This window comes from Alteromonas sp. AWJ4_199 (assembly GCF_056159165.1).
Window position 1 is genome coordinate 172,741 of sequence record NZ_JBSWUR010000001.1, and the last position, 20,773, is coordinate 193,513.

The window sequence follows — 20,773 nt, forward strand, 5'->3', positions numbered from 1 at the left end:
AAAACAATGACCCATTTTCTTGAAAAATTAGTGTTTGGTAACCGCAAAGTTGTGGTGGCACTGTTTGCCATTGCAACGGTTTTTCTTGGTTACCAAGCCTCACAAATGCGTCTAGACGCAGGTTTCGAAAAAAATATTCCGCTTAATCACGAGTACATGAAAACGTATATTGAGCACCGCCAAGATTTTGGTGGCGCCAACAACATCTTAGTTTCAATATGTGATAAAAACGATAATATTTATAACCAAAATTTCTTCGATACGTTAAAGAACGTTCACGACCAGCTTTTCTTCATCAATGGCGTAAACCGTTCGTTAGTAATTTCACTATTCTCTCCATCTACACGCTTTACTGAAATAGTGGAGGGTGGTTTCGCTGGCGGCCCGGTCATACCAGCAGACTTCGACTCATCAAAGCCAGAGGCTCTGGAGCTTGTGGCTGCGAACGTGGAAAAAGCGAACATCGTTGGTAGACAGGTTTCAAGTGACTACAGTTGCGCAATGGTAACAGCACAGTTGCTAGATATTGACCCACAAACAGGCGAGCCGCTTAATACACTCGCTCTGGCTGCAGAGCTAGAAGAGCAGCTTCGCGGACAGTATGAAAACGAAAACACGTCTATCCATATTATCGGTTTTGCGAAGATGATTGGCGATGTAGCCGATGGCGCTAAAGACGTACTGTTATTCTTTGCCATTGCAATCGCGATCACTGCGGTGATGGTGTACTTCTTCTCACGCAGCATCATGCTGACCTTATTGCCATTGGTATGTTCAATTATTGCCGTTATCTGGCAACTTGGGCTTTTGACTTCCATTGGCTTTGGCATGGACCCTATGTCAATTTTGGTGCCGTTCCTTGTATTTGCTATCGGTGTAAGCCACGGCGTTCAAATGATTAACGCGGTAGAAAAGCAAGCAGTGACGGGCATTGGCGCGAAACGGGCTTCAATGGCGGCATTTAGAAACCTTCTAGTACCCGGCGGAATCGCCTTGCTGTCTGATACTGTAGGTTTCATGACCTTACTGGTTATTGATATTGGTATTATTCGCGAGCTAGCAATAACAGCAAGTATGGGTGTTGCTGTTATTATACTTACCAATCTATTGTTACTTCCTGTTCTAATGAGCTTTTTAAAACTAGACCAGAAGTATGTCGAAAAATTTGCGGGTAAGGAAAACGCAAATTCTAAATTCTGGGAAGTAATTGCAGCGTGTTCACGTAAGAAGCCAGCCGCGTTTATTTTAATTGTCACCGCGATTTTGTTCGTGCTCGGTCATTTCCAAGCGCAGAACATGAAAATAGGGGACTTACACGCCGGCGCACCAGCGCTACATGAAACTTCTCGTTACAATGAAGACACGTTTTTAATCACTGACAAATACGAAGTTACAGTGGATTATATCTCTATACTTGTAGAGACGACCCCGGAAGCTTGTACTTCGCATAGTGTGATGAAAGCCATGGATGACTTCCAGTGGAAAATGGAAAACGTACAAGGCGTGCAGTCTGCAGTGTCACTTGCGTCAGTAGCCAAAATTGTTAATGCCGGTTACAACGAAGGAAACGTAAAATGGCAAGTTCTCCCGCGTAATCAACAGACGCTAGTTCAGGCTATCTCTCGCGTACCTACCTCGTCTGGGCTGCTTAATGGCGATTGCTCAGTTATGCCTATTATCCTGTTTATGGAAGATCACAAGGCAGAAACTATCTCTCGCGTTGTTGATGCAGTTAAGTCGTATCGCGATGAGTATCAAACTGACGATATGAAGTTTAGCCTTGCTTCTGGACCTGTTGGCGTAATGGCTGCAACCAATGAAGCAGTGAGCGCGGCGCAAGATCCTATGATGCTTTACGTATTTGGTGCTGTTATCGCGCTTTGCTTAATTAGCTTCCGGTCAATTCGTGCTACGCTAGTTGTCGTAATACCGCTATATGTGGTGTCTGTTTTGGCTCAAGCACTAATGACATACCTTCAAATTGGCCTCACCGTTTCTACATTGCCAGTTATCGCACTTGGCGTGGGAATCGGCGTGGACTATGGTATTTATATTCTTTCTACCAAAAGCCTAATGTTGAAGAAGGGTGCTACCGTTCAAGAAGCTTATTTCGCTGCTTTGAAAGAACGCGGAAGTGCAGTGCTGTTTACTGGTATAACGCTAGCTATAGGCGTAAGCACTTGGGTATTCTCTTCACTTAAGTTCCAAATGGATATGGGTATATTGCTAACATTTATGTTCGTTGTGAACATGCTTGGGGCAATAATTGTACTGCCTGCCTTAGCTAGGTTCCTGTGGTGGAATAAGAATGACCCTGATGCATAAATTATTTTTGCATAGCTACGCATAAAAAAGGGCCTTTAGGCCCTTTTTTTTATGTGTTTTCTGCATAGTTATCTATGCTGTTAATATAAGGTTAAAAATGGGCTTTCATTAGCGTCATTTATTAGAGAAAATAGTTTGGTACTCGGCACTTATACCAAGTTGAATTGGTATTACGACATTCAAAAAAGGTTAACAAATGACAGTCACCTCACAGCGACACTCAGTACTGCTAGACAACGTATTTGCACTTATTGATAAAAAAGTAGATACAAAGCAGAAGTCTCTTGTGCAGCAATTCGGACGTCTGTTGTATAAAAACATATCAAGCGATGATTTAGAAGATCGCAACGACAGCGACCTTTATGGTGCAACACTTAGTTTATGGAATGGTTTGGCAAAGTTTGAATATTCTTCGCCTTTCATTCGTGTATTCAACCCTGAAATAGCTAAACACGGCTGGCATTCAAGCCACACTATTGTGGAAATAATAGTGTCGGACATGCCGTTCTTGGTTGACTCTGTACGTATGCTACTGAACCGATTGAACATTACTGCACATTTATTTCTTCATAGCCCTATCGGCGTTAAACGCGACAAATCGAACAAAGTCGAAACCTTTGCAGAGCCAGGAAAAACCCTAGGTGGCGCTAAAAAAGAGACTGTCATTTTCATCGAAATCGATAGACAAACTTCAAAAAAAGATATCGATGCATTAACTAAAGAACTTTATTCAGTGGTTGATGAAGTCTCTTTAGCTGTTGAAGACTGGCAGGGCATGACCAGCACTTTACAAGACGTTATTAAAAATAACGCGAAATACAATTGGCCTGTCTCCGCAGATGCAAAAAAACAGACTAAGGCATACCTTGAGTGGTTAGGTGACCATAACTTTACCATGATGGGATATCGCTATTATGAGGTTAAAGCAATTGAAGGCGACCATAGATGGATACCGAAAAACGACACCAGCTTAGGCCTTCTTAAAAATTCAATAAATGACCGCGAACGTCTGTTATCAAGATTGCCTGCATCAGCAAGAGCTGAAGCGTTAAGCAAAAACCCGTTGATACTGACCAAAACAAATTCTCGTGCTCGCGTGCATCGCCCAGCATATATGGATTATGTCGGTGTAAAAGTCTTCAATAAAGACGGCCAAGTTGTTGGCGAGCATCGCTTCTTAGGTTTGTATTCAGCATCGTTTTATAACAATAGCGTTACTCAACTGCCGATTTTGCGTGAAAAGATTAAGCGTATCTGTGAGTTATCCGGTTTTGAGCCTGGCACACACGCCTATAAAGCGTTCGCTAATATTATAGAAACCTATCCACGCGACGAATTGTTACAAACGCCAGCAGAAGAACTCGCACAAATTGTGATGGGCATTTTTCAAATGCAAGAGCGTGGTATATCTCGTTTGTTTATTCGCAAAGACACGTTTGGTCGTTTCTTTTCTTGTATGGTGTTTGTACCGAGAGAGCGCTACAACACTCAACTGCGCAAAGAAACACAAGCGCTGCTTAAAGCGTCATTAGGTGCAACTGAAGAAGTGGAATTTACCACTTTCTTTTCAGAGTCTGTATATGCCCGTACGCATTACATTGCAAGAGTCAACGACAACAACGCGGAATTCGATGTGAAGGAAATAGAGCAAAACATTATTGAGTTGACCAAAACTTGGAATGACAGACTCGCGTCAGCTATTTCAGCAGCGCACGGTGAAGCATCTGGTAAAGCCCTTGAGCGTAAGTACAACAATGCGTTTTCTCGTAGCTACATGGAGCATAACCTTCCATCAGCCGCGCTAGTTGATATCGGCAAGCTAGAGATGCTTGACGACAACCATACGTTGGACATGTTGTTCTACCGCCCTCAAGAAGAGGATGCTGACAGCCAAGTTGTTAAGCTGAAGCTTTTCCACCGCGCAGAACCTATTCATTTGTCTGACGTGTTACCTATGCTCGAGAACTTTGGGTTACGCGTAATCGACGAAAGTCCTTATAAAATTACCTGTTCAGAAGGTGAGCGTAACTGGGTGATGGACTTCACCATGTTGCACAAAAGCGGCCAACATTTTGATATGGAAGCGGCGCAAACCCTATTCCAAGAAGCCTTCGCGAAGGTGTGGTATAAAACACTTGAAGATGACGCGTTTAATCGCCTTATTCTGGGTGCCAATATGACGGGTCGAAAGGTGACGGTTCTGCGTGCCTACGCTAAATATATGCGCCAAACTGGTAGCTCATTTAGCCGTGACTATATTGCAAATACCCTTTCTAACTACCCAGATATTGCCCGTTTATTGGTAGACTTCTTTGACCAACGTTTTGACCCCAAGAAAAAGCGTAATCAGAAGAAAGAAGACGCGATACTAGAGACCATCAAGACACAGCTAGATAACGTAAGTAACCTTGATGACGACCGTATTATCCGCCGTTATTTAGATATGATGTCAGCAACGCTACGAACCAACTTCTATCAGCCAGACGATGCAGGCAACGAAAAGTCTTACGTGTCATTTAAGATGATGCCAGAGCTTATTCCAGAAATGCCGCTTCCGTTGCCTAAGTTTGAAATTTTTGTGTACAGCCCTCGCGTTGAAGGTGTGCATCTGCGTGGCGGTAAAGTTGCCCGTGGTGGCCTTCGCTGGTCTGACCGTCAAGAAGATTTCAGAACCGAAGTTTTAGGTCTGGTTAAAGCACAGCAGGTTAAAAACACAGTTATTGTCCCTGTTGGTGCGAAAGGTGGCTTTGTTTGTAAAAACTTGCCAGTAGGAGAAGGCCGTGCCGCTATACAGGCTGAAGGTCAAGCATGTTATCGCACTTTCATCACAAGCTTATTGGATATAACCGATAATATTGTAAACGGCGAAATAGTACCGCCTAAAGATGTAGTACGCCTTGATGATGACGACCCATATTTGGTTGTTGCTGCAGATAAAGGTACAGCTACCTTCTCAGATATTGCCAACGGTATTGCAGAAGAGTTTGGCTTCTGGTTGGGCGACGCATTTGCCTCGGGTGGCAGCATAGGTTATGACCACAAGAAAATGGGTATTACTGCGCGCGGCGGTTGGGAGTCAGTTAAGCGTCACTTTAGAGAGATAGGCATTGACTGCCAGACCACTGACTTCACCGCTGTGGGTGTTGGCGATATGGCTGGTGATGTTTTTGGTAACGGTATGTTGTTATCAGAGCATACGCGACTAATCGCTGCGTTTAACCATTTACATATTTTCTTCGACCCAAGTCCAGATGCGGCAGCAAGTTACAAAGAACGCCAACGTTTATTTGAAAACCCAAGCCTTAGCTGGGAAGACTACGATAGCAAACTGATTTCTAAAGGTGGTGGTGTATTCAGCCGTGCCTCTAAGTCAATCAAGCTGACACCTGAAATGAAAAAGTGGTTAGGAACGCGCCAATTAACAATGACGCCTAACGAGCTTATTCACAACATTCTTAAAATGCCAGTTGATCTACTTTGGAACGGCGGTATCGGTACCTATATTAAGAGTAAAAAAGAGTCTCACTCTGAAGTGGGCGATCGTGCGAACGATGACTTGCGCGTTAATGGCCGAGACGTTCAGGCTAAAATTGTGGGCGAGGGCGGCAACCTAGGTTTGACCCAATTAGGCCGTATCGAGTATGCCTCTAATGGCGGACGCGTTAACACCGACTTTATCGATAACGTAGGCGGTGTGGATTGCTCAGATAACGAAGTTAACATTAAAATTTTGCTTAACAGCTTGGTCAATGATGGTGAATTAACGCTCAAGCAGCGCAATAAGCTTCTTTATGATATGACTGACGATGTTAGCAAAATTGTTTTGAAAGACTGTTACCGTCAAACCCAGTCTATCTCTATCACTGAGTTAGCGGGCGTGAAACAGCTTAAAGAGCAGCTTCGCTTTATTCACGGCCTCGAAAGAGAAGGGCAATTAAATCGTGAGTTAGAGTTCATACCGAGCGATGATGAGATCTCCGATCGCGTAGCAACCGACCAAGGACTAACTCGCCCTGAACTTAGCGTGTTAATTGCCTACGGTAAAATGGTGCTTAAAGATGCGCTCAATATTCCAGAAATCACTGACAATCCTTACCATGGTAAGCTGTTAGTTGAAGCGTTCCCGAAGGTACTTCGCGAGAAATTTGCAGCACACATGCAGCAGCACCCGCTTAGAAGCGAAATTATCGCCACTAAATTAACCAATAATATGGTTAATGATATGGGCCTTAACTTCGTGTTCAGAATGCAGGAAGAAACCGGTGCAAGTGTAAGCGAAATTGCTGACGCCTACGCGATTGTGCACGGCATCTTCAACATGGATACGCTGTGGGAGCGTATAGAGGAATTAGACAACGTTATCCCAGCTAAGCTTCAGCTTAAAATGTTGGATGAAGCACGCCGAATTATGCGTCGCGCTTCACGTTGGTATATTCGCCACGGCAATAAAGCGCAATCCATTGAAGAAGCCATTGCTAGCTACCGCGGTACATTCGATAAACTGTCGAAAAACTTACAGCATTATTTGGTTGAAAGTGAATATGCGCAGTTAGAAGCGGCAACGCAGAAGTATATCGATAAAGGTGTACCTCAAGATATTGCATATCAAGTTGCGAGTTTCTCAAACATGTTCTCTAGCTTCGACTTGGCACAAATCGTTGAAGCCGACAAACACGATACCGATGTTGTCGCTAAGCTATACTATCAATTAGGTTATCGCTTAGAGCTTCACTGGTTCTTGGACCAAATCAACAATCAAGCAGTGAGCAACCATTGGCAAGCGTTGGCGCGAGCTTCATATCGCGAAGAACTGGATTGGCAGCAGCGTTCAATCGCAGCGAACCTGTTGTCTTCTCGTGAAGATGTCGGTGATGCCGACCAAATTCTAGATGAGTGGATTGAGAGTAATCAGGTACTTCTTAAACGCTGGTATCACATGATGTCAGAGTTTAAGACCAGTACTACACATGAATTTGCGAAATTTTCTGTCGCTTTACGTGAATTGATGCTTTTAAGCGTGAAGTCTAACCATTAGAATACACGCACCTTAATATTTTAAGCCCTGTTAATCAGGGCTTTTTATTGGCCGGTTGAACATTATTGTATAGTTTCACAGCATTTTCATCGAATATGAGACCTGTGCAACCCCTCATATAGTAACGTTCTTTAGGCCCTTAATAAGCGAGCGTTTAAAACAACCATGCAATCTCTAGTGCAAAAACTTTTACTTCAGTGCGAGCCTGAAAAAAGTCACGATTTCACCATTAACTGGCTGAACAAGACCCAACATACCCCGCTGAAATGGATGTACAGCACACCAACAATCAAAAAGCCCGTTACCGTTGCAGGTATGACCTTTGACAACCCTGTAGGTTTGGCGGCAGGCTTAGATAAAAATGGCGATTGTATCGATGCATTTTCGAGCATGGGATTTGGTTTTGTTGAAATTGGAACGGTTACGCCTCGTCCTCAACCAGGAAACCCAAAACCTCGCTTATTCAGAATACCTGAAAAGCACGCAATTATTAACCGCATGGGATTTAATAACAAAGGCGTGGATCATCTAGTAGAGCAGGTAAAGCAAGCACAATTTAAGGGTCCTATTGGCATAAACATCGGTAAGAATAAAGATACTGAAGAGTCCAATGCCCTTGACGACTATCTTATCTGCCTGAATAGGGTTTACCCCTATGCAAGTTATGTCACTATCAATATTTCATCGCCTAACACGCCAGGGCTGAGAAACCTGCAGTACGGTGAAGCACTTGATAAACTGTTAGTTGGCTTAAAAGCCGCACAAGAAACGCTCACACAAACCCACGGTAAGTATGTGCCACTATTCATTAAAATAGCGCCTGACCTAAGTGATGTTGAAATCGAAAGCATTGCTGCATCGTTAATCAACAGCAATATGGATGGCGTGATTGCTACCAATACCACGCTTTCACGAGATTCGGTTACTGGACTAGAGCACGCTGATGAAATGGGTGGACTAAGCGGTTCTGTTATGACCGATATGAGTTTGGAAGTAACCCGTAAATTAAATAAGGCACTTGACCGCGCTATACCTATTATCGGCGTAGGGGGCATCGACTCTCCTGAAGCGGCGCAAGCGCGCTTAGATGCAGGCGCATCATTAGTGCAAGTCTACTCGGCCTTTATTTATCAAGGCCCATCTCTCGTTAAACGCATCGTAAACGCGTTATAATACAGCCGAAACAAAGTACACCCGAAACCAATCTCTCGTGTACGCGCTTTATGTTAAGCGCGTACATCAAAAACAGGTACATGAATGAATACTATTCTGGTTACGACCAGTCGCGGTCTTGACGAACTATTGAAACAAGAAGTACTAAGCCTTTGCCCTGATGCACAAATTAAACAGGGGCCTGGTACCATTCAGTTTGAAGGGTCAAAAGAAGACGCTTATAAACTTTGCCTATGGTCACGCTTAGCTAATCGTGTAATTTGGGTGCTAGCATCTGGTAAAGCTGGCGATGCAGATGCGCTTTATAACACGGCGATGGGCATTGACTGGCAAATGCAGATGGATTCACGTCATACATTATCTGTACAGTTTATCGGAACTAACTTTGCTATCAAGAACACCCAGTTTGGCGCAGTTCGTGTTAAGGACGCCATCGTAGATTCATTCGTAGAGCAAGGTTTACCTCGCCCGTCAGTAGAGCGCAAAAGCCCTGATATCTCTGTGTATGCCAGACTGCACCGCGACAATGTAATTTTGGGTATAGACCTAGCTGGAGCAAGTTTACACCAACGCGCATATCGGCAAGAAACCGGTGACGCACCGCTAAAAGAGCATATCGCCAGCGCAATGCTTATGCGCAGTGGTTGGACAGAGAATACCGAAGCGCCATTGGTAGATTTAATGTGTGGTTCAGGCACTATTGCAATTGAAGCTGCCTATATTGCTCGAAATATTGCACCTGGTATAAAGCGTTCATACTGGGGCTTTACTAAATGGCTTGGCCATGAAGCTAAGGTTTGGGATGATTTGGTTGAGCATGCCATTTCAGTTCAAAAGCCGAGCTGCGGCGGTATTTATGCGGGCGACTTCAGTCGTAAAATGGTGGCGATTGCAAAAGCTAACGCTGATTTTGCAGGCGTGTTTAACGATATTTCGTTTTCTCAGCAAGACGCTACCAAGTCATCGCCGCCAGTCAGTAAACCTGGCTACGTGGTTTCTAACCCGCCATATGGAGAGCGTTTAGGTGAACTGACTTCGTTAATCCCGCTATTTAGCGATTGGGGTAAGCGCTTTAAAGAAGCTTGGAAAGGCTGGCACGTGTCGCTACTTAGCAGTAACCGCGATTTATTACGTGTATTAAAGCTTCGCGCTACTAAAGACTACGCCATGAACAATGGTAAGTTAGAGTGCCGTTTAGCTAACTATGTGCTTGATGAACAAAACACGGTTCAATTTAGTGAAGACGCCGGCAATCATGAGTTTGCTAATCGTTTGAAGAAAAACCTCAAGCGTATGAAAGGCTGGATCAAAAGTGCAAACACGAATTGCTACCGAATTTACGACGCTGATTTACCCGATTACAACGTGGCGGTAGATAGGTATGGCGATTGGCTGGTCGTCCAAGAGTACGCGCCACCAAAAACCGTGTCAGAAGATAAAGCCCGTAAACGCCTGCAAGAGGTATTGTTACACTTACCAGCAGTTACCGGGGTCTCACCTAAGCACATTGCGCTTAAAGTGCGTAGCCAGCAAAAAGGGACTAAGCAATACGAAAAAATTAATCAGTCTGGCGAAATGATGGAAGTGTTCGAAAATGATGCTCGCTTTTTGGTAAACCTGACTGATTACTTGGACACGGGTCTTTTCTTAGACCACCGCAATACCCGTCAAAAAGTAAAAACCTTGTCTAAAGACAAAGACGTGTTGAATTTGTTTTCTTACACGGGCAGCGTATCGGTATTTGCAGCTATGGGCGGCGCCAAATCTGTAACCACGGTAGACATGTCGAATACCTACTTGGAATGGGCGAAGAAAAATATAGCGCTTAATAAATTAAGTGGTCCCCATGCCTTTATTCAGGCCGACTGCACCACATGGCTAGGTACGCACAAAGGTAAATATGACCTAATATTTATCGACCCGCCGTCATTTTCAAATTCAAAGCGAATGCAGAACACGTGGGACGTTCAGCGCGACCATGTAAAAATGCTTACCAACGCAAAAGCCTGCTTAAAAGAGCAGGGGACTATAATCTTCTCTAACAATAAACGTGGTTTTAAGTTAGACGAGTCAGCCATCAATGACCTTGGCTTGAACATTGAAAATATCACCCACGAAACCATACCCGAAGATTTTGCCCGTAAGGGTAAAATACACCAGTGCTGGATTCTACGTTCATGAAAATAATCTTCTACACGGGCCCGCAATGCAGCCTCTGTGATTTAGCCGATGTTGAACTGCAGCAAACGTCTATGTTTTCATCGCTTATTATTGAAAAAGTTAACATTCGTACAAGTACCGAGCTTTATCACTTGTATGGCGCTCGTATTCCAGTTTTGAAGCGGGCCGATAATGAGAAAGAAATTGGATGGCCCTTTAGTGCCGCCGATTTAGAGGAGTTTCTTCAGTGAGCATTTTGCAGTTAAAAAACATCACTGTTATTTATGGAAATCCGCCGCTTTTAGACGGCGTTGAGCTGGTTGTTCAGCCTAAAGAGCGCGTATGTTTGGTAGGTCGCAACGGAAGCGGAAAATCTACCCTTATGAAAGTTATCGCAGGCGATATTATTGCCGACGATGGCCAGCGTATTATTGAGAACAATACTGTAATCGCGCGTTTAGAGCAGGACCCACCTCAAACCACAGATGTAACTCTGTTTGACTATGTTGCTGAGGGGTTATCTGACGTAGGTGAAACGCTAAAAGCCTATTTCCATCAAACTCGTATTGTGGGTGAAGACCCTAGTGAAGCTAACTTAAATAAGCTACAGCGGTTGCAAGAGCAATTAGAGGCCAGAGACGCTTGGCAGTTCGAGCAGCAGATTGAGCAAACGCTTACCATGCTAAAGCTTGACCCTGAGATATCGTTATCAACATTATCAGGGGGCTGGCGTAGAAAAGCCGCTTTAGCGCGCGCGTTAGTACGTCAACCAGATTTATTGCTGTTAGACGAACCTACTAACCACCTTGATATTGAGATGATCCGCTGGCTTGAGTCGAGCTTGAGCAACTATCAAGGAGCAATTGTATTTGTAAGCCACGACCGTGCTTTCATTCGCGCCATGGCAACACGTATCATTGATCTTGATCGCGGCTCTGTAACTAGCTACCCGGGTAATTACGAAACCTATCTTGAGAAAAAGCAGCACGATTTAGAAGTTGAAGCGTCACAAAACGCTGAATTCGATAAAAAGCTAGCACAAGAAGAGGTATGGATTCGACAAGGTATCAAAGCTCGTCGCACCCGTAACGAGGGGCGTGTAAGGGCGCTGAAAAAACTACGGGAAGAGCGCAAAGCACGTCGCGCAGTGCAGGGCAATGCTGTGGTTAACCAACACCAAGGCGCGCGCTCTGGCAAAATGGTGTTTGAGGTAAAAGATTTAAGCTATAGCATTGAAGGTAAGCCAATCGTTAAAGGCTTGAACCTAAATGTATTGCGAGGCGACAAGCTTGCACTTATTGGCCCTAACGGTAGTGGTAAAAGTACGCTTATCAAGCTTCTTTTAGGAGAGCTGCAGCCGGACAGCGGGAATTGCAAACAAGGCACTAATTTAGAAGTCGCTTATTTCGATCAACATCGACACGGATTAGATTTAGAAAAGACCGTTATTGATGCGGTTGGCGATGGTAAACGCGACCTTATGGTGAACGGCCACCCGCGCCACGTTATTAGTTACCTGCAAGACTATCTATTTACGCCTGAACGCGTTAATGCGCCGGTGAAGTCACTATCAGGTGGTGAAAAAAACCGCTTAATGCTTGCCAAGCTCATGCTAAAACCAAGCAACGTTTTGGTTCTCGATGAGCCAACCAATGACTTAGACGTTGAAACATTAGAAATGCTTGAGACCTTACTCAACGAGTATACTGGCACCGTGCTTTTAGTGAGCCACGACAGGGAATTCGTTGATAACGTTGCCAACAGCAGCGTAGTTTTTGAAGGTAATGGCCTGCTTCGCGAATTTATTGGGGGTTTCACTGACGTAGAAAACTGGTATAAAGAGCAACAGGAAAAACGTCAGCAAATCGAAAAGGAAGAGAAAGCCAAGGTAAAGAATGAAACTAATTCAGCTTCAGACAGTCCTAGTGCTAAGTCTTCTCCCCGTAAGACGAAAAAGTTATCATACAAAGACCAGCGTGAACTTGAGTCCTTACCGAAAGAACTAGAAACACTTGAGGAAGAACTTGAGGCTATGCAAGAGAAAGTTAACGATCCAGACTTTTTCAAACAAGACAGTGACACTACTGCCAAGGCATTAGCCGAATTGGCAGATAAAGAAGAATTACTTTCCCAGAAATATGCGCGCTGGGATGAACTAGAAAGTATGCTGGAAGATAATCAGCAGTAAATAGGATTTTAAATGAAACGAACTCAGCTTGCCGCCGCCGTTCTGTTGGCAACAGGAAGTGTTTCGGCATTTGCCGCGACCTATTCAGTGACGCCTCTTCCTTTGCAGGATACCGCTAGAAACAATTTTGCTCGTTCAATTGATAATTCAGGCAAAATGTTGTCTGTAGTGCAACTTGAATATAACCCACCTATAGATGTGGAGCAGTTAGAAGAAGATACCACTTTCTTCGATGTTAACGGTGAAGATTTAGAAAACGAAGATGATGCACGTCAAGGTGTATTCACTGATGCAGATTACTCAACAATTGTTAACTATCTGCTTTCTAGCACCAATGCAGTCACTGGTCAAAAGCTTGCACCGTTTAGAACTTATATCACCGACACCCAAGATATTTCTTTGGTTCCGGGCTTAGACGAAGTTACTGAAAAGTTCGATGATTATACGCGTTCTGTAGAAGCGATAGGCAGAGATAGTCTGAATGGCAACTTCATAGTAGGTGATTCATCTGGGTTGGTGGTGTTAGACCCTTATGAGAATGAAGATGGTGATACCATCAATTATACCTACCCTGAATCAGCGCAGCAGGGCTTTGTTCAGACCTCCGGTGCGACTAAAGCGTTGCCAGCTGTAGACACGACAGCGGGCGGTTTCTCGTCGGCCCGGGCAATCAACTCGAACCTGCAAGTTGCGGGCTTCAGTACAGTAAGTTTCCAAGATGATGTCGATGAGGCAATTGAAACCTGTGCCGACGCAGAGCTTCGTGGAGACCAATCTGAAGGACGTTGTCTTTTTACCGTTTATAATGGTGACTTTTCGGTACCGCGCATCTCTAGCTACTACTTGAATACATCCACAAACTATTTGCCCGGTTTCGTTTTATTGTCTGAGGTTAATGCCACGATTTGGCAAATTGACGTCAATGGTGATGTGATTAGTACAGATACGTATCCGCTGTTATTTGAGCCAGATGAAGATGACTCAGCACACTATTTCACCTACGCATATGACATCAATAGTCAGGGTATTGCCGTTGGAGAGGGTCTAACAGGTGATCGTATTACGATTACTCGCCCTAACCAGTCTGGATTAACAGAAAGCGAGCGTGTTGCCACAGTATTTAGAGACGGCGAAACTATTGAGCTCCTCCCTCGAGAGGAAAATATTATCAGCCAAGCCATTGCTATTAATGATGAAAACTGGGTAACTGGTGCAGTGCTTCGTTCGCAAAGCGATATTGCACGTTCACGCCTCTTTGTTTACAACCTAGATACCCAAGAACAGAAATATCCCGATGGGTTCTTCGTCAGTGCAGGTGTAACTGCAAACGCTATCAACAATAACAATATTGTGGTGGGCAAGGCGGATGTTGATGCAACAAGCGACACCCTACGCGAAACTGCTGCATTTATGTACAACATCGATACAGAAGAGTTCTTAGACCTCAATGATCTAGTGTCTTGTGACAATACTTATGAATTGATTGAAGCCGTTGATATCAATGATGATAACGAAATTATCGCCAATGCGCGTATTAAAACAAACAGTAAATACGTAACTGGCGTTGACATTATTAACTCAAGCGGAGAAACACAATTAGTTGACTCTATTGTAGCGGTTAAGCTTACGCCATTGGCTAATGGCTCTGTCGATGATTGTGAAGTGCCTGAAGATGAACAACCGTTTGAGCGCAGCGGTGCATCGACAGGTTGGCTCGCATTTTTCGGTTTATTTGCTGCCGCCTTTGTACGTAGACGTTTTAGGAAACAATAGAACGCTATAGTCGATTTTTAGACCGCGTTAGAAAGCCACATTCGTGTGGCTTTTTTTATGCTAAAAAAATGAAAAAACAGACATATTTATGCATAAAAAATGTAACATAAATTTCATCGAAACTTCATTTGTTTAAAGTTTGTCAAGCGTTTTAATTTTATATTTTTCTTGAACCATTTTGTTAATTGCACTATCAAAGTAGTGTACGCAATTAATTTTCCGGCACTATCAACCGATATGACGTAGAGCGCTCGTGAAAATGATTTGTTGTACATTCAACAAACAAAAGAGGCTAATCAATGAAAAGACAAAAAAGAGATAAAATGACTCGCGCCCATTCTAAAGGCTATCAAGCTGGTATCAGCGGTCGTTCAAAGGAAAATTGTCCATTTCAGCAAAACGATGCACGTTCACAGTGGTTAGGTGGATGGCGTGAGGCAGTAGAAGATAGACACTTAGGTTTAAGTGTTAAATAACACTTCTCTTTTATGAACTGATTATGCAAAAAGGAAAGCCCCTGAAAAGGGGCTTTTTTTTATTCTATCGCTTGTTATTCAATGTCGATTAAACAGCGATTAAAAATTCGATGTATCTTGGAACAAGCCTACTTTCAAATCTTTCGCGACATAGATTTCGCGACCGTCGACTTCAACAGAGCCATCAGCCATACCCATAAAAAGTTTTCGCTTAATCACACGCTTCATCGTAATCTTGTAAGTGACCTTTTTTGCTGTAGGGAGTATTTGGCCGGTAAACTTAACTTCACCAACACCAAGCGCACGACCTTTTCCAGGGCCGCCGCTCCAACCAAGGAAGAATCCAACAAGCTGCCACATTGCATCTAGGCCAAGACAGCCAGGCATAACGGGGTCACCTGGAAAGTGACAGTCAAAAAACCATAAATCTGGCGTAATATCTAATTCAGCAACAATTTCGCCTTTCCCATGTTCGCCGCCATCGTCAGTAATTGAAACTACGCGGTCCATCATCAGCATATTAGGGGCTGGTAGTTGACTGTTGCCCGGACCAAACATTTCACCGCGGCTACACGCCAATAAATCTTCTTTGTTAAAACTACTTTTCTTCTCTGACATTCCCAACTCATTGTTGTTATTAAAGTGACGGTGTTAATTTAGCGAACACTTGTACGCCAAACAACTCTGAACAGTCATTTTTCTGAAGAAAAACGCGTGCTAAGATACTTAACGTTAATTTAACCCGTACGGATATCGCCCTACAAGTTCAATTTATAAACAGCGATTAAACTACGCTTCACAATATCGTATCTATGTGTGAAAACTATGACAGAACAAACAACAAAAAGAACCAGTAAAAAAAGCCCTGTAGATAGAGCAAAAGCAAACGCTGATAAACAAAAACGCTTTAGAGAGAGACAAAAAGACGCAGGAAAAAAGTTAGTGAGAGGTTATGTTAGCCCAGAAGCAAAAGTATGCTATGACGAAATCCGAGATAAAACAGGCTGGACCGACAGCGAAGCTATGTCTAATGCTATGCGACTTATGTATGCTGCCTACAAATGTGGCCAAATTAAGCTTCTAAATGAATGGCTTAGAAAAAATAACCGTTAAGTTTTTTTATTAACTTTGTTGTTTAACCACGCGCGGCTTGGACTGTTTTGCATGGTATGACGCCTAACAATACGCTGCGCTTCTTCAATGACATCATCGCGCTCACGAAAGTCCCACAACCTTTTAGCAGTCATACGGTTATTTTGAGCGATATCTATAATTGGTGCGATATAATCACGGTCAATATTAAAGCCTAACATCTGCGCTTCTAATGGCGGTAATAAATAGGGAGCATGAACCGCTTCATTAGGTAGACTCGCCAACTCAGGTACCCATTTCTTTATAAAGACACCCTCGGGGTCTAGCTTTTGTGACTGTGTTGCAGGGTTATAAAGGCGCACAGTGTGAATACCAGTCACGCTTGCCTGCATTTGTATTTGTGGATAATGGATACCGGGCTCAAAATCTAAAAATTGAGAAGCTAGATAGTGAGCCGCTTTTAACCAATGCACATTTAAGTGATGGCACAAAAAACTGGTTACCATTGCTCGCATACGAAAATTAATATAACCAGTATGTTTTAGTGCTCGCATGCATGCGTCTACCAACGGGTATCCAGTGCGGCCAGTCGACCAGCGATAAAAGCGTCGTTCAGATTCAGGTCCATCTATGAAAGGAAATTTTTCGTATGCGCTATTCATAGGTCGCCACTCGATACTAGCTTCGCTTTCAAATTTTTGAATAAAGTGACAGTGCCAGTGCAGTCTCGATGTTAAGGCAGATAGGGCGCGACTCCACTGTTTGCGCTGTGGTGTTGATAAAGCTTTCTTAGCTAGCTTTTCTAGCTGAACGCTTTGATAAACCTGCTTTATTGAGATATTGCCCCATGCGAGATAAGGGCTCAATCGCGAACATGCTCGACGTGCATATTCAGGCTTTGAGATATGCTGGTGATAGTACTGCCCACGATGGCTGAAGAAGTCTTTTAACACCTGCCAAGCACGTTTTTCACCGCCAGGCTGCATTGTAGCTATATCGGATGCCACTTCATTTTTGGTGTACTCAGACTTGTATACGTTACATTCAACTCCGTCAGAATAGTCTTTAGGACGGTCGGATGGAAAGGATTTTAATTCAGCTATTTCCTCAAAAGATTTAGACGCTTTTTGAAGACTAGAATGCTCGCGCCAATTAACCCATTTTGCTGCTTCTATATCAAAATCATAGGTGGCAGTTGCGAAATGATGCTCCCAGTTTTGCTGCCATTGTGTTCGATGTGGCAACCCACGTATTACTGCACCATACTGAGATTCAGAAAATGAAATGGTTTTATTTTTCAGATGCCTAGCGACCGCCAAGTCACGGTTATGCGTAACCGAAAGGCCGATTTCTTGGTAACTCCTAACCGCACCAATGTTGTAATTTTGAGCAATAAGTTCAAGTGCATCTATTACTTCACAGTGCAAGGTCAAAACACGTGCATGAGCGGGTAATTGGCTGTTAATGTCATCTATACTCTGCTGCATAAATCGCCAATGACGAATGTCCATATGCGGGTCGGCAATAACCGAAGGTTCCCAACAAAATAGTGGGAGCAGCTTTTCTCCTGCCTCAATAGCGCGATAAAAAGGCTCGTGATCACGTAAGCGAAGGTCTCGCTTTAGCCATATAACCGTGACTGTATCTTTTGAGTTATTTGAGTTAGCTTTTTTTAAGTTATCTGAGGCCATACAGTTAAATAACTACAGCCATTTATTACGAAATTCGCCTGCCGGATCGTAAATTTCAGTCTGTTTTTGAAGGTTGAATTGCCTATGCCCACGAGGGTCACTACCGACACCCGCAAGATAAAGCCAATTTCCCCAGTTACTTCCAACATCAAAATCTACTAATTGATGTTCAAACCACGCTGCACCATATCGCCAGTCTTGTCGAAGTTCGTGTACAAAGCAGCTAGCGACAAGCTGCCTGCCGCGGTTCGACATATAGCCTGTCTCTGCAAGTTGTCGCATACACGCGTCTACAATAGGGTATCCAGTATTGCCTTCACACCACTGCGCAAAGGTCTCAGGGCAATGTGAAGTGGAAGGAGTTTTACCTTGAATGCCGCTAAAGCGAAACCATTTAGCGCCATATTTACACTGTAACCAGTGAAAGAATTCTCGCCACAACAGCTCGAAATAAATCCAATAGGTGGAATCATTTTTTTCAACGGTCTCTTCAAAGTTATGTACCTGCCTCATCACTTCGCGCGCAGAAAGTGAACCATTAGCTAACCAGGCAGACAGCTTTGTACTGTCTTTCCATGTATCTAGTGCATTACGTGTTTCCTTGTAGGATGCCGCAGCATGCCAGTCAAATAGATACCTGTTTAAATGCGAGAGCGCCGCAATTTCACCACCGACAAAAGATAATTCAGACGGTTCCGGTAAATCGTGGGCGAGAGTTAATAGAAAAGATTCGTCTAGCGTTGGTTTAAAGGGCGGAGGTAAGCGCTCTGGGGTAGCGTGGACCGCTAGTGGTTTACAATGTTTCTCTACTTTCCTTCGAAACGGACTGAAAACGTCGGGCATCTCTTCTATGCCAAACGGTAGTGTTTGCTCATCAAATAAACCAAAAGTCGAGGTTTCGATAACGGCTAATGAATTAAAAAAACGTTTTACTGTGTTTAGCGCTGCTGTTTCGTCATAACCACAGTACTGACTCACTCCAAGGTGGGTGTACTGCCCCGACCTTAACAGCTCAACTAAACACTCTGCAGTGCTACCTTTTACAATAAGTAAATCGTGCCCAAGCTTTGCTAGTTGTTGCTTTAAATCTACTAATGTCTGCAATAAGAAGGTGCGTCTGTGCTCGCCCATTGGAGTAAGCCTGAACGCGTTAGGCTTAAAATTCTTATCGTCTAAAATATAGACGAATGTGACTTGGTCGACCTTTTCGCATAACGCGGAAATAGCCGCATTATCGTGCAGCCGTAGGTCGTGCCTGAACCAGAATAGTCCTCTGTTATCACTAGATTGAGGTTTATCGTTGGAATGCTGATTTATCATACTAATTTTAAGCGTTATTTTTGATAATTTGACGGATCTTGAATCCGCTTTTCTACGTAAGACATTAGATACGAATAATATTTAAATTTGGCGCAACGCCTGAGGAAAAAAAGTGACCGTTCCCGTTAGTATCATGTGGTTCAGACAGGACCTACGCGTAAAAGACAATCCGGCATTAAATGCAGCTTGTGATATGGGCAAAATAGTCCCCATTTATATTTATGATGATACAACCCCTGACGGAAGAGTACCTGGAGGAGCCAGTAAATGGTGGCTTCATCATTCTTTAGCTTCTCTGAATCAGCGCCTTAATGGCCACCTACAAATTTTTAAAGGCAACCCAAAGGATATCATTTCAACATTAATGAAATCCTTTGACGCAAAAGCTATCTTTTGGAACCGGTGCTATGAACCATGGCAGATAAACCGCGACAAAGAGATTAAGCAATTTCTCATTGATAGTGATTACGAAGCGCACAGCTGCAATGGAAGTCTTTTATGGGAGCCAATGAAAGTGCTCAAAAAGGACGGCACGCCGTATCGCGTATTTACTCCTTATTACAAGAAAGGTTGTTTACAAGTAGAAGAGCCGCGATACCCCAAAGCACCACCAGCACGGATAACTTATGCAGACGTAGAAAATGAGGGTATTGAATTAGCGTCGCTAAACTTACTGCCTACTATCAACTGGGACGAGACTATTTCGAAAGAATGGTCGCCGGGTGAAGACGGTGCTGCGGATAATCTAGCAGATTTTATTGAAAACTCTGCGCGTAAATATAAAGACGGACGAGACATCCCTTCAGCTCGCGGCACATCGCGCTTATCACCCCACCTGCATTTTGGCGAGGTTTCACCCAACCAAGTGTGGTATGCGATAAAAGATAAATTTGGAAATAGTGAAGACAAAAGCATTGAAACCTATTTGAGCGAGTTAGGGTGGCGTGAGTTTAGCTATTACTTGCTATTTCATTTTCCAACGCTTCCAAATAAAAACTTCAACGATAAGTTCGATAAATTTCCCTGGCGTACAGATGCGAAGGCACTTGAAGCGTGGCAAACAGGAAAAACGGGGATTCCTATTGTTGACGCCGGTATGCGAGAACTATGGCAAACAGGCTACATGCATAATCGCGTGCGCATGATTGTTGGCTCGTTTCTGGTTAAAAACTTATTGCTAAGCTGGCATGAAGGAGAAAGATGGTTTTGGGATACGTTACTAGACGCCGATCTTGCCAGTAACAGCGCTAGTTGGCAGTGGGTTGCGGGTTCTGGTGCAGACGCTGCACCTTACTTCAGGATCTTCAACCCAATATTACAAGGAGAGAAGTTTGATAAAAAGGGCAAATATGTGCGCAAGTATTGCCCAGAATTGAACAAGCTATCGGATAAGTACATACACAAGCCATGGGAAGCACCTAGTGCAATACTAAAAGATGCAGGGATTGAACTTGGTAAAGAATATCCTAAGCCGCTAGTTGATTTAAAAGCATCACGGCAGCGTGCTTTAGACGCATTCCAACAAATAAAAGAGTAGGGT

At 43.6% G+C, this 20,773-nt stretch carries 13 protein-coding genes; 10 read left to right on the top strand and 3 right to left on the bottom strand.

The window, feature by feature from the left end; all coding sequences use genetic code 11:
- The first annotated feature begins 6 nt into the window (after positions 1 to 6).
- From ACXAER_RS00730 to rmf, 8 genes are all read left to right on the top strand, one after another.
- Positions 7 to 2,325 (top strand): efflux RND transporter permease subunit, encoded by a 2,319-nt coding sequence (locus ACXAER_RS00730; protein ID WP_474825662.1) that lies wholly within the window; start codon positions 7 to 9, stop codon positions 2,323 to 2,325.
- A 196-nt stretch (positions 2,326 to 2,521) separates the two neighbouring features.
- On the top strand, positions 2,522 to 7,360 hold the full coding sequence (locus tag ACXAER_RS00735; protein WP_474825664.1) for an NAD-glutamate dehydrogenase: 4,839 nt from the start codon (positions 2,522 to 2,524) through the stop codon (positions 7,358 to 7,360).
- 165 nt (positions 7,361 to 7,525) lie between these two features.
- A complete protein-coding gene (gene pyrD / locus ACXAER_RS00740; protein ID WP_474825666.1) occupies positions 7,526 to 8,533 on the top strand; it encodes a quinone-dependent dihydroorotate dehydrogenase in 1,008 nt (335 codons plus the stop codon).
- A gap of 84 nt (positions 8,534 to 8,617) precedes the next feature.
- Positions 8,618 to 10,714, top strand: coding sequence for a bifunctional 23S rRNA (guanine(2069)-N(7))-methyltransferase RlmK/23S rRNA (guanine(2445)-N(2))-methyltransferase RlmL (rlmKL, locus tag ACXAER_RS00745; RefSeq protein ID WP_474825668.1), 2,097 nt, complete (start codon positions 8,618 to 8,620; stop codon positions 10,712 to 10,714).
- Positions 10,711 to 10,944 carry a glutaredoxin family protein gene (locus tag ACXAER_RS00750; protein ID WP_474825670.1) on the top strand — a complete coding sequence of 78 codons (234 nt, stop codon included), beginning with the start codon at positions 10,711 to 10,713 and terminating at the stop codon, positions 10,942 to 10,944. The genes rlmKL and ACXAER_RS00750 overlap by 4 nt, the downstream gene beginning before the upstream one ends.
- Positions 10,941 to 12,881 (top strand): ATP-binding cassette ATPase Uup, encoded by a 1,941-nt coding sequence (uup, locus tag ACXAER_RS00755; protein ID WP_474825672.1) that lies wholly within the window; start codon positions 10,941 to 10,943, stop codon positions 12,879 to 12,881. The genes ACXAER_RS00750 and uup overlap by 4 nt, the downstream gene beginning before the upstream one ends.
- A gap of 12 nt (positions 12,882 to 12,893) precedes the next feature.
- Positions 12,894 to 14,654: a DUF3466 family protein gene (locus ACXAER_RS00760; RefSeq protein ID WP_474825674.1), complete on the top strand. Its 1,761-nt coding sequence runs from the start codon at positions 12,894 to 12,896 to the stop codon at positions 14,652 to 14,654.
- A gap of 299 nt (positions 14,655 to 14,953) precedes the next feature.
- Entirely contained in the window at positions 14,954 to 15,130 is a 177-nt protein-coding gene (gene rmf, locus ACXAER_RS00765; RefSeq protein WP_039220169.1) for a ribosome modulation factor, read from the top strand.
- Between the two features lie 99 nt (positions 15,131 to 15,229).
- Here the strand turns inward: rmf and fabA are convergent, their stop codons facing one another.
- Complete coding sequence (gene fabA, locus ACXAER_RS00770; RefSeq protein ID WP_474825677.1) at positions 15,230 to 15,748, bottom strand: bifunctional 3-hydroxydecanoyl-ACP dehydratase/trans-2-decenoyl-ACP isomerase; 519 nt, start codon at positions 15,746 to 15,748, stop codon at positions 15,230 to 15,232.
- 207 nt (positions 15,749 to 15,955) lie between these two features.
- On the opposite strand from fabA, the gene ACXAER_RS00775 reads away from it, so the two are divergent.
- Positions 15,956 to 16,243 carry a hypothetical protein gene (locus ACXAER_RS00775; RefSeq protein ID WP_474825679.1) on the top strand — a complete coding sequence of 96 codons (288 nt, stop codon included), beginning with the start codon at positions 15,956 to 15,958 and terminating at the stop codon, positions 16,241 to 16,243.
- Here the strand turns inward: ACXAER_RS00775 and ACXAER_RS00780 are convergent.
- Together ACXAER_RS00780 and ACXAER_RS00785 are read right to left on the bottom strand one after the other, a co-directional pair.
- Positions 16,240 to 17,913, bottom strand: a complete 1,674-nt coding sequence (locus ACXAER_RS00780) for a cryptochrome/deoxyribodipyrimidine photo-lyase family protein (protein ID WP_474825681.1) — start codon at positions 17,911 to 17,913, stop codon at positions 16,240 to 16,242. The two genes, ACXAER_RS00775 and ACXAER_RS00780, sit on opposite strands and share 4 nt — an antisense overlap.
- Before the next feature lie 12 nt (positions 17,914 to 17,925).
- Complete coding sequence (locus ACXAER_RS00785; RefSeq protein ID WP_474825683.1) at positions 17,926 to 19,233, bottom strand: DASH family cryptochrome; 1,308 nt, start codon at positions 19,231 to 19,233, stop codon at positions 17,926 to 17,928.
- Positions 19,234 to 19,345: 112 nt separating this feature from the next.
- On the opposite strand from ACXAER_RS00785, the gene ACXAER_RS00790 reads away from it, so the two are divergent.
- Positions 19,346 to 20,770, top strand: coding sequence for a cryptochrome/photolyase family protein (locus tag ACXAER_RS00790; protein ID WP_474825686.1), 1,425 nt, complete (start codon positions 19,346 to 19,348; stop codon positions 20,768 to 20,770).
- Positions 20,771 to 20,773: the final 3 nt, after the last annotated feature.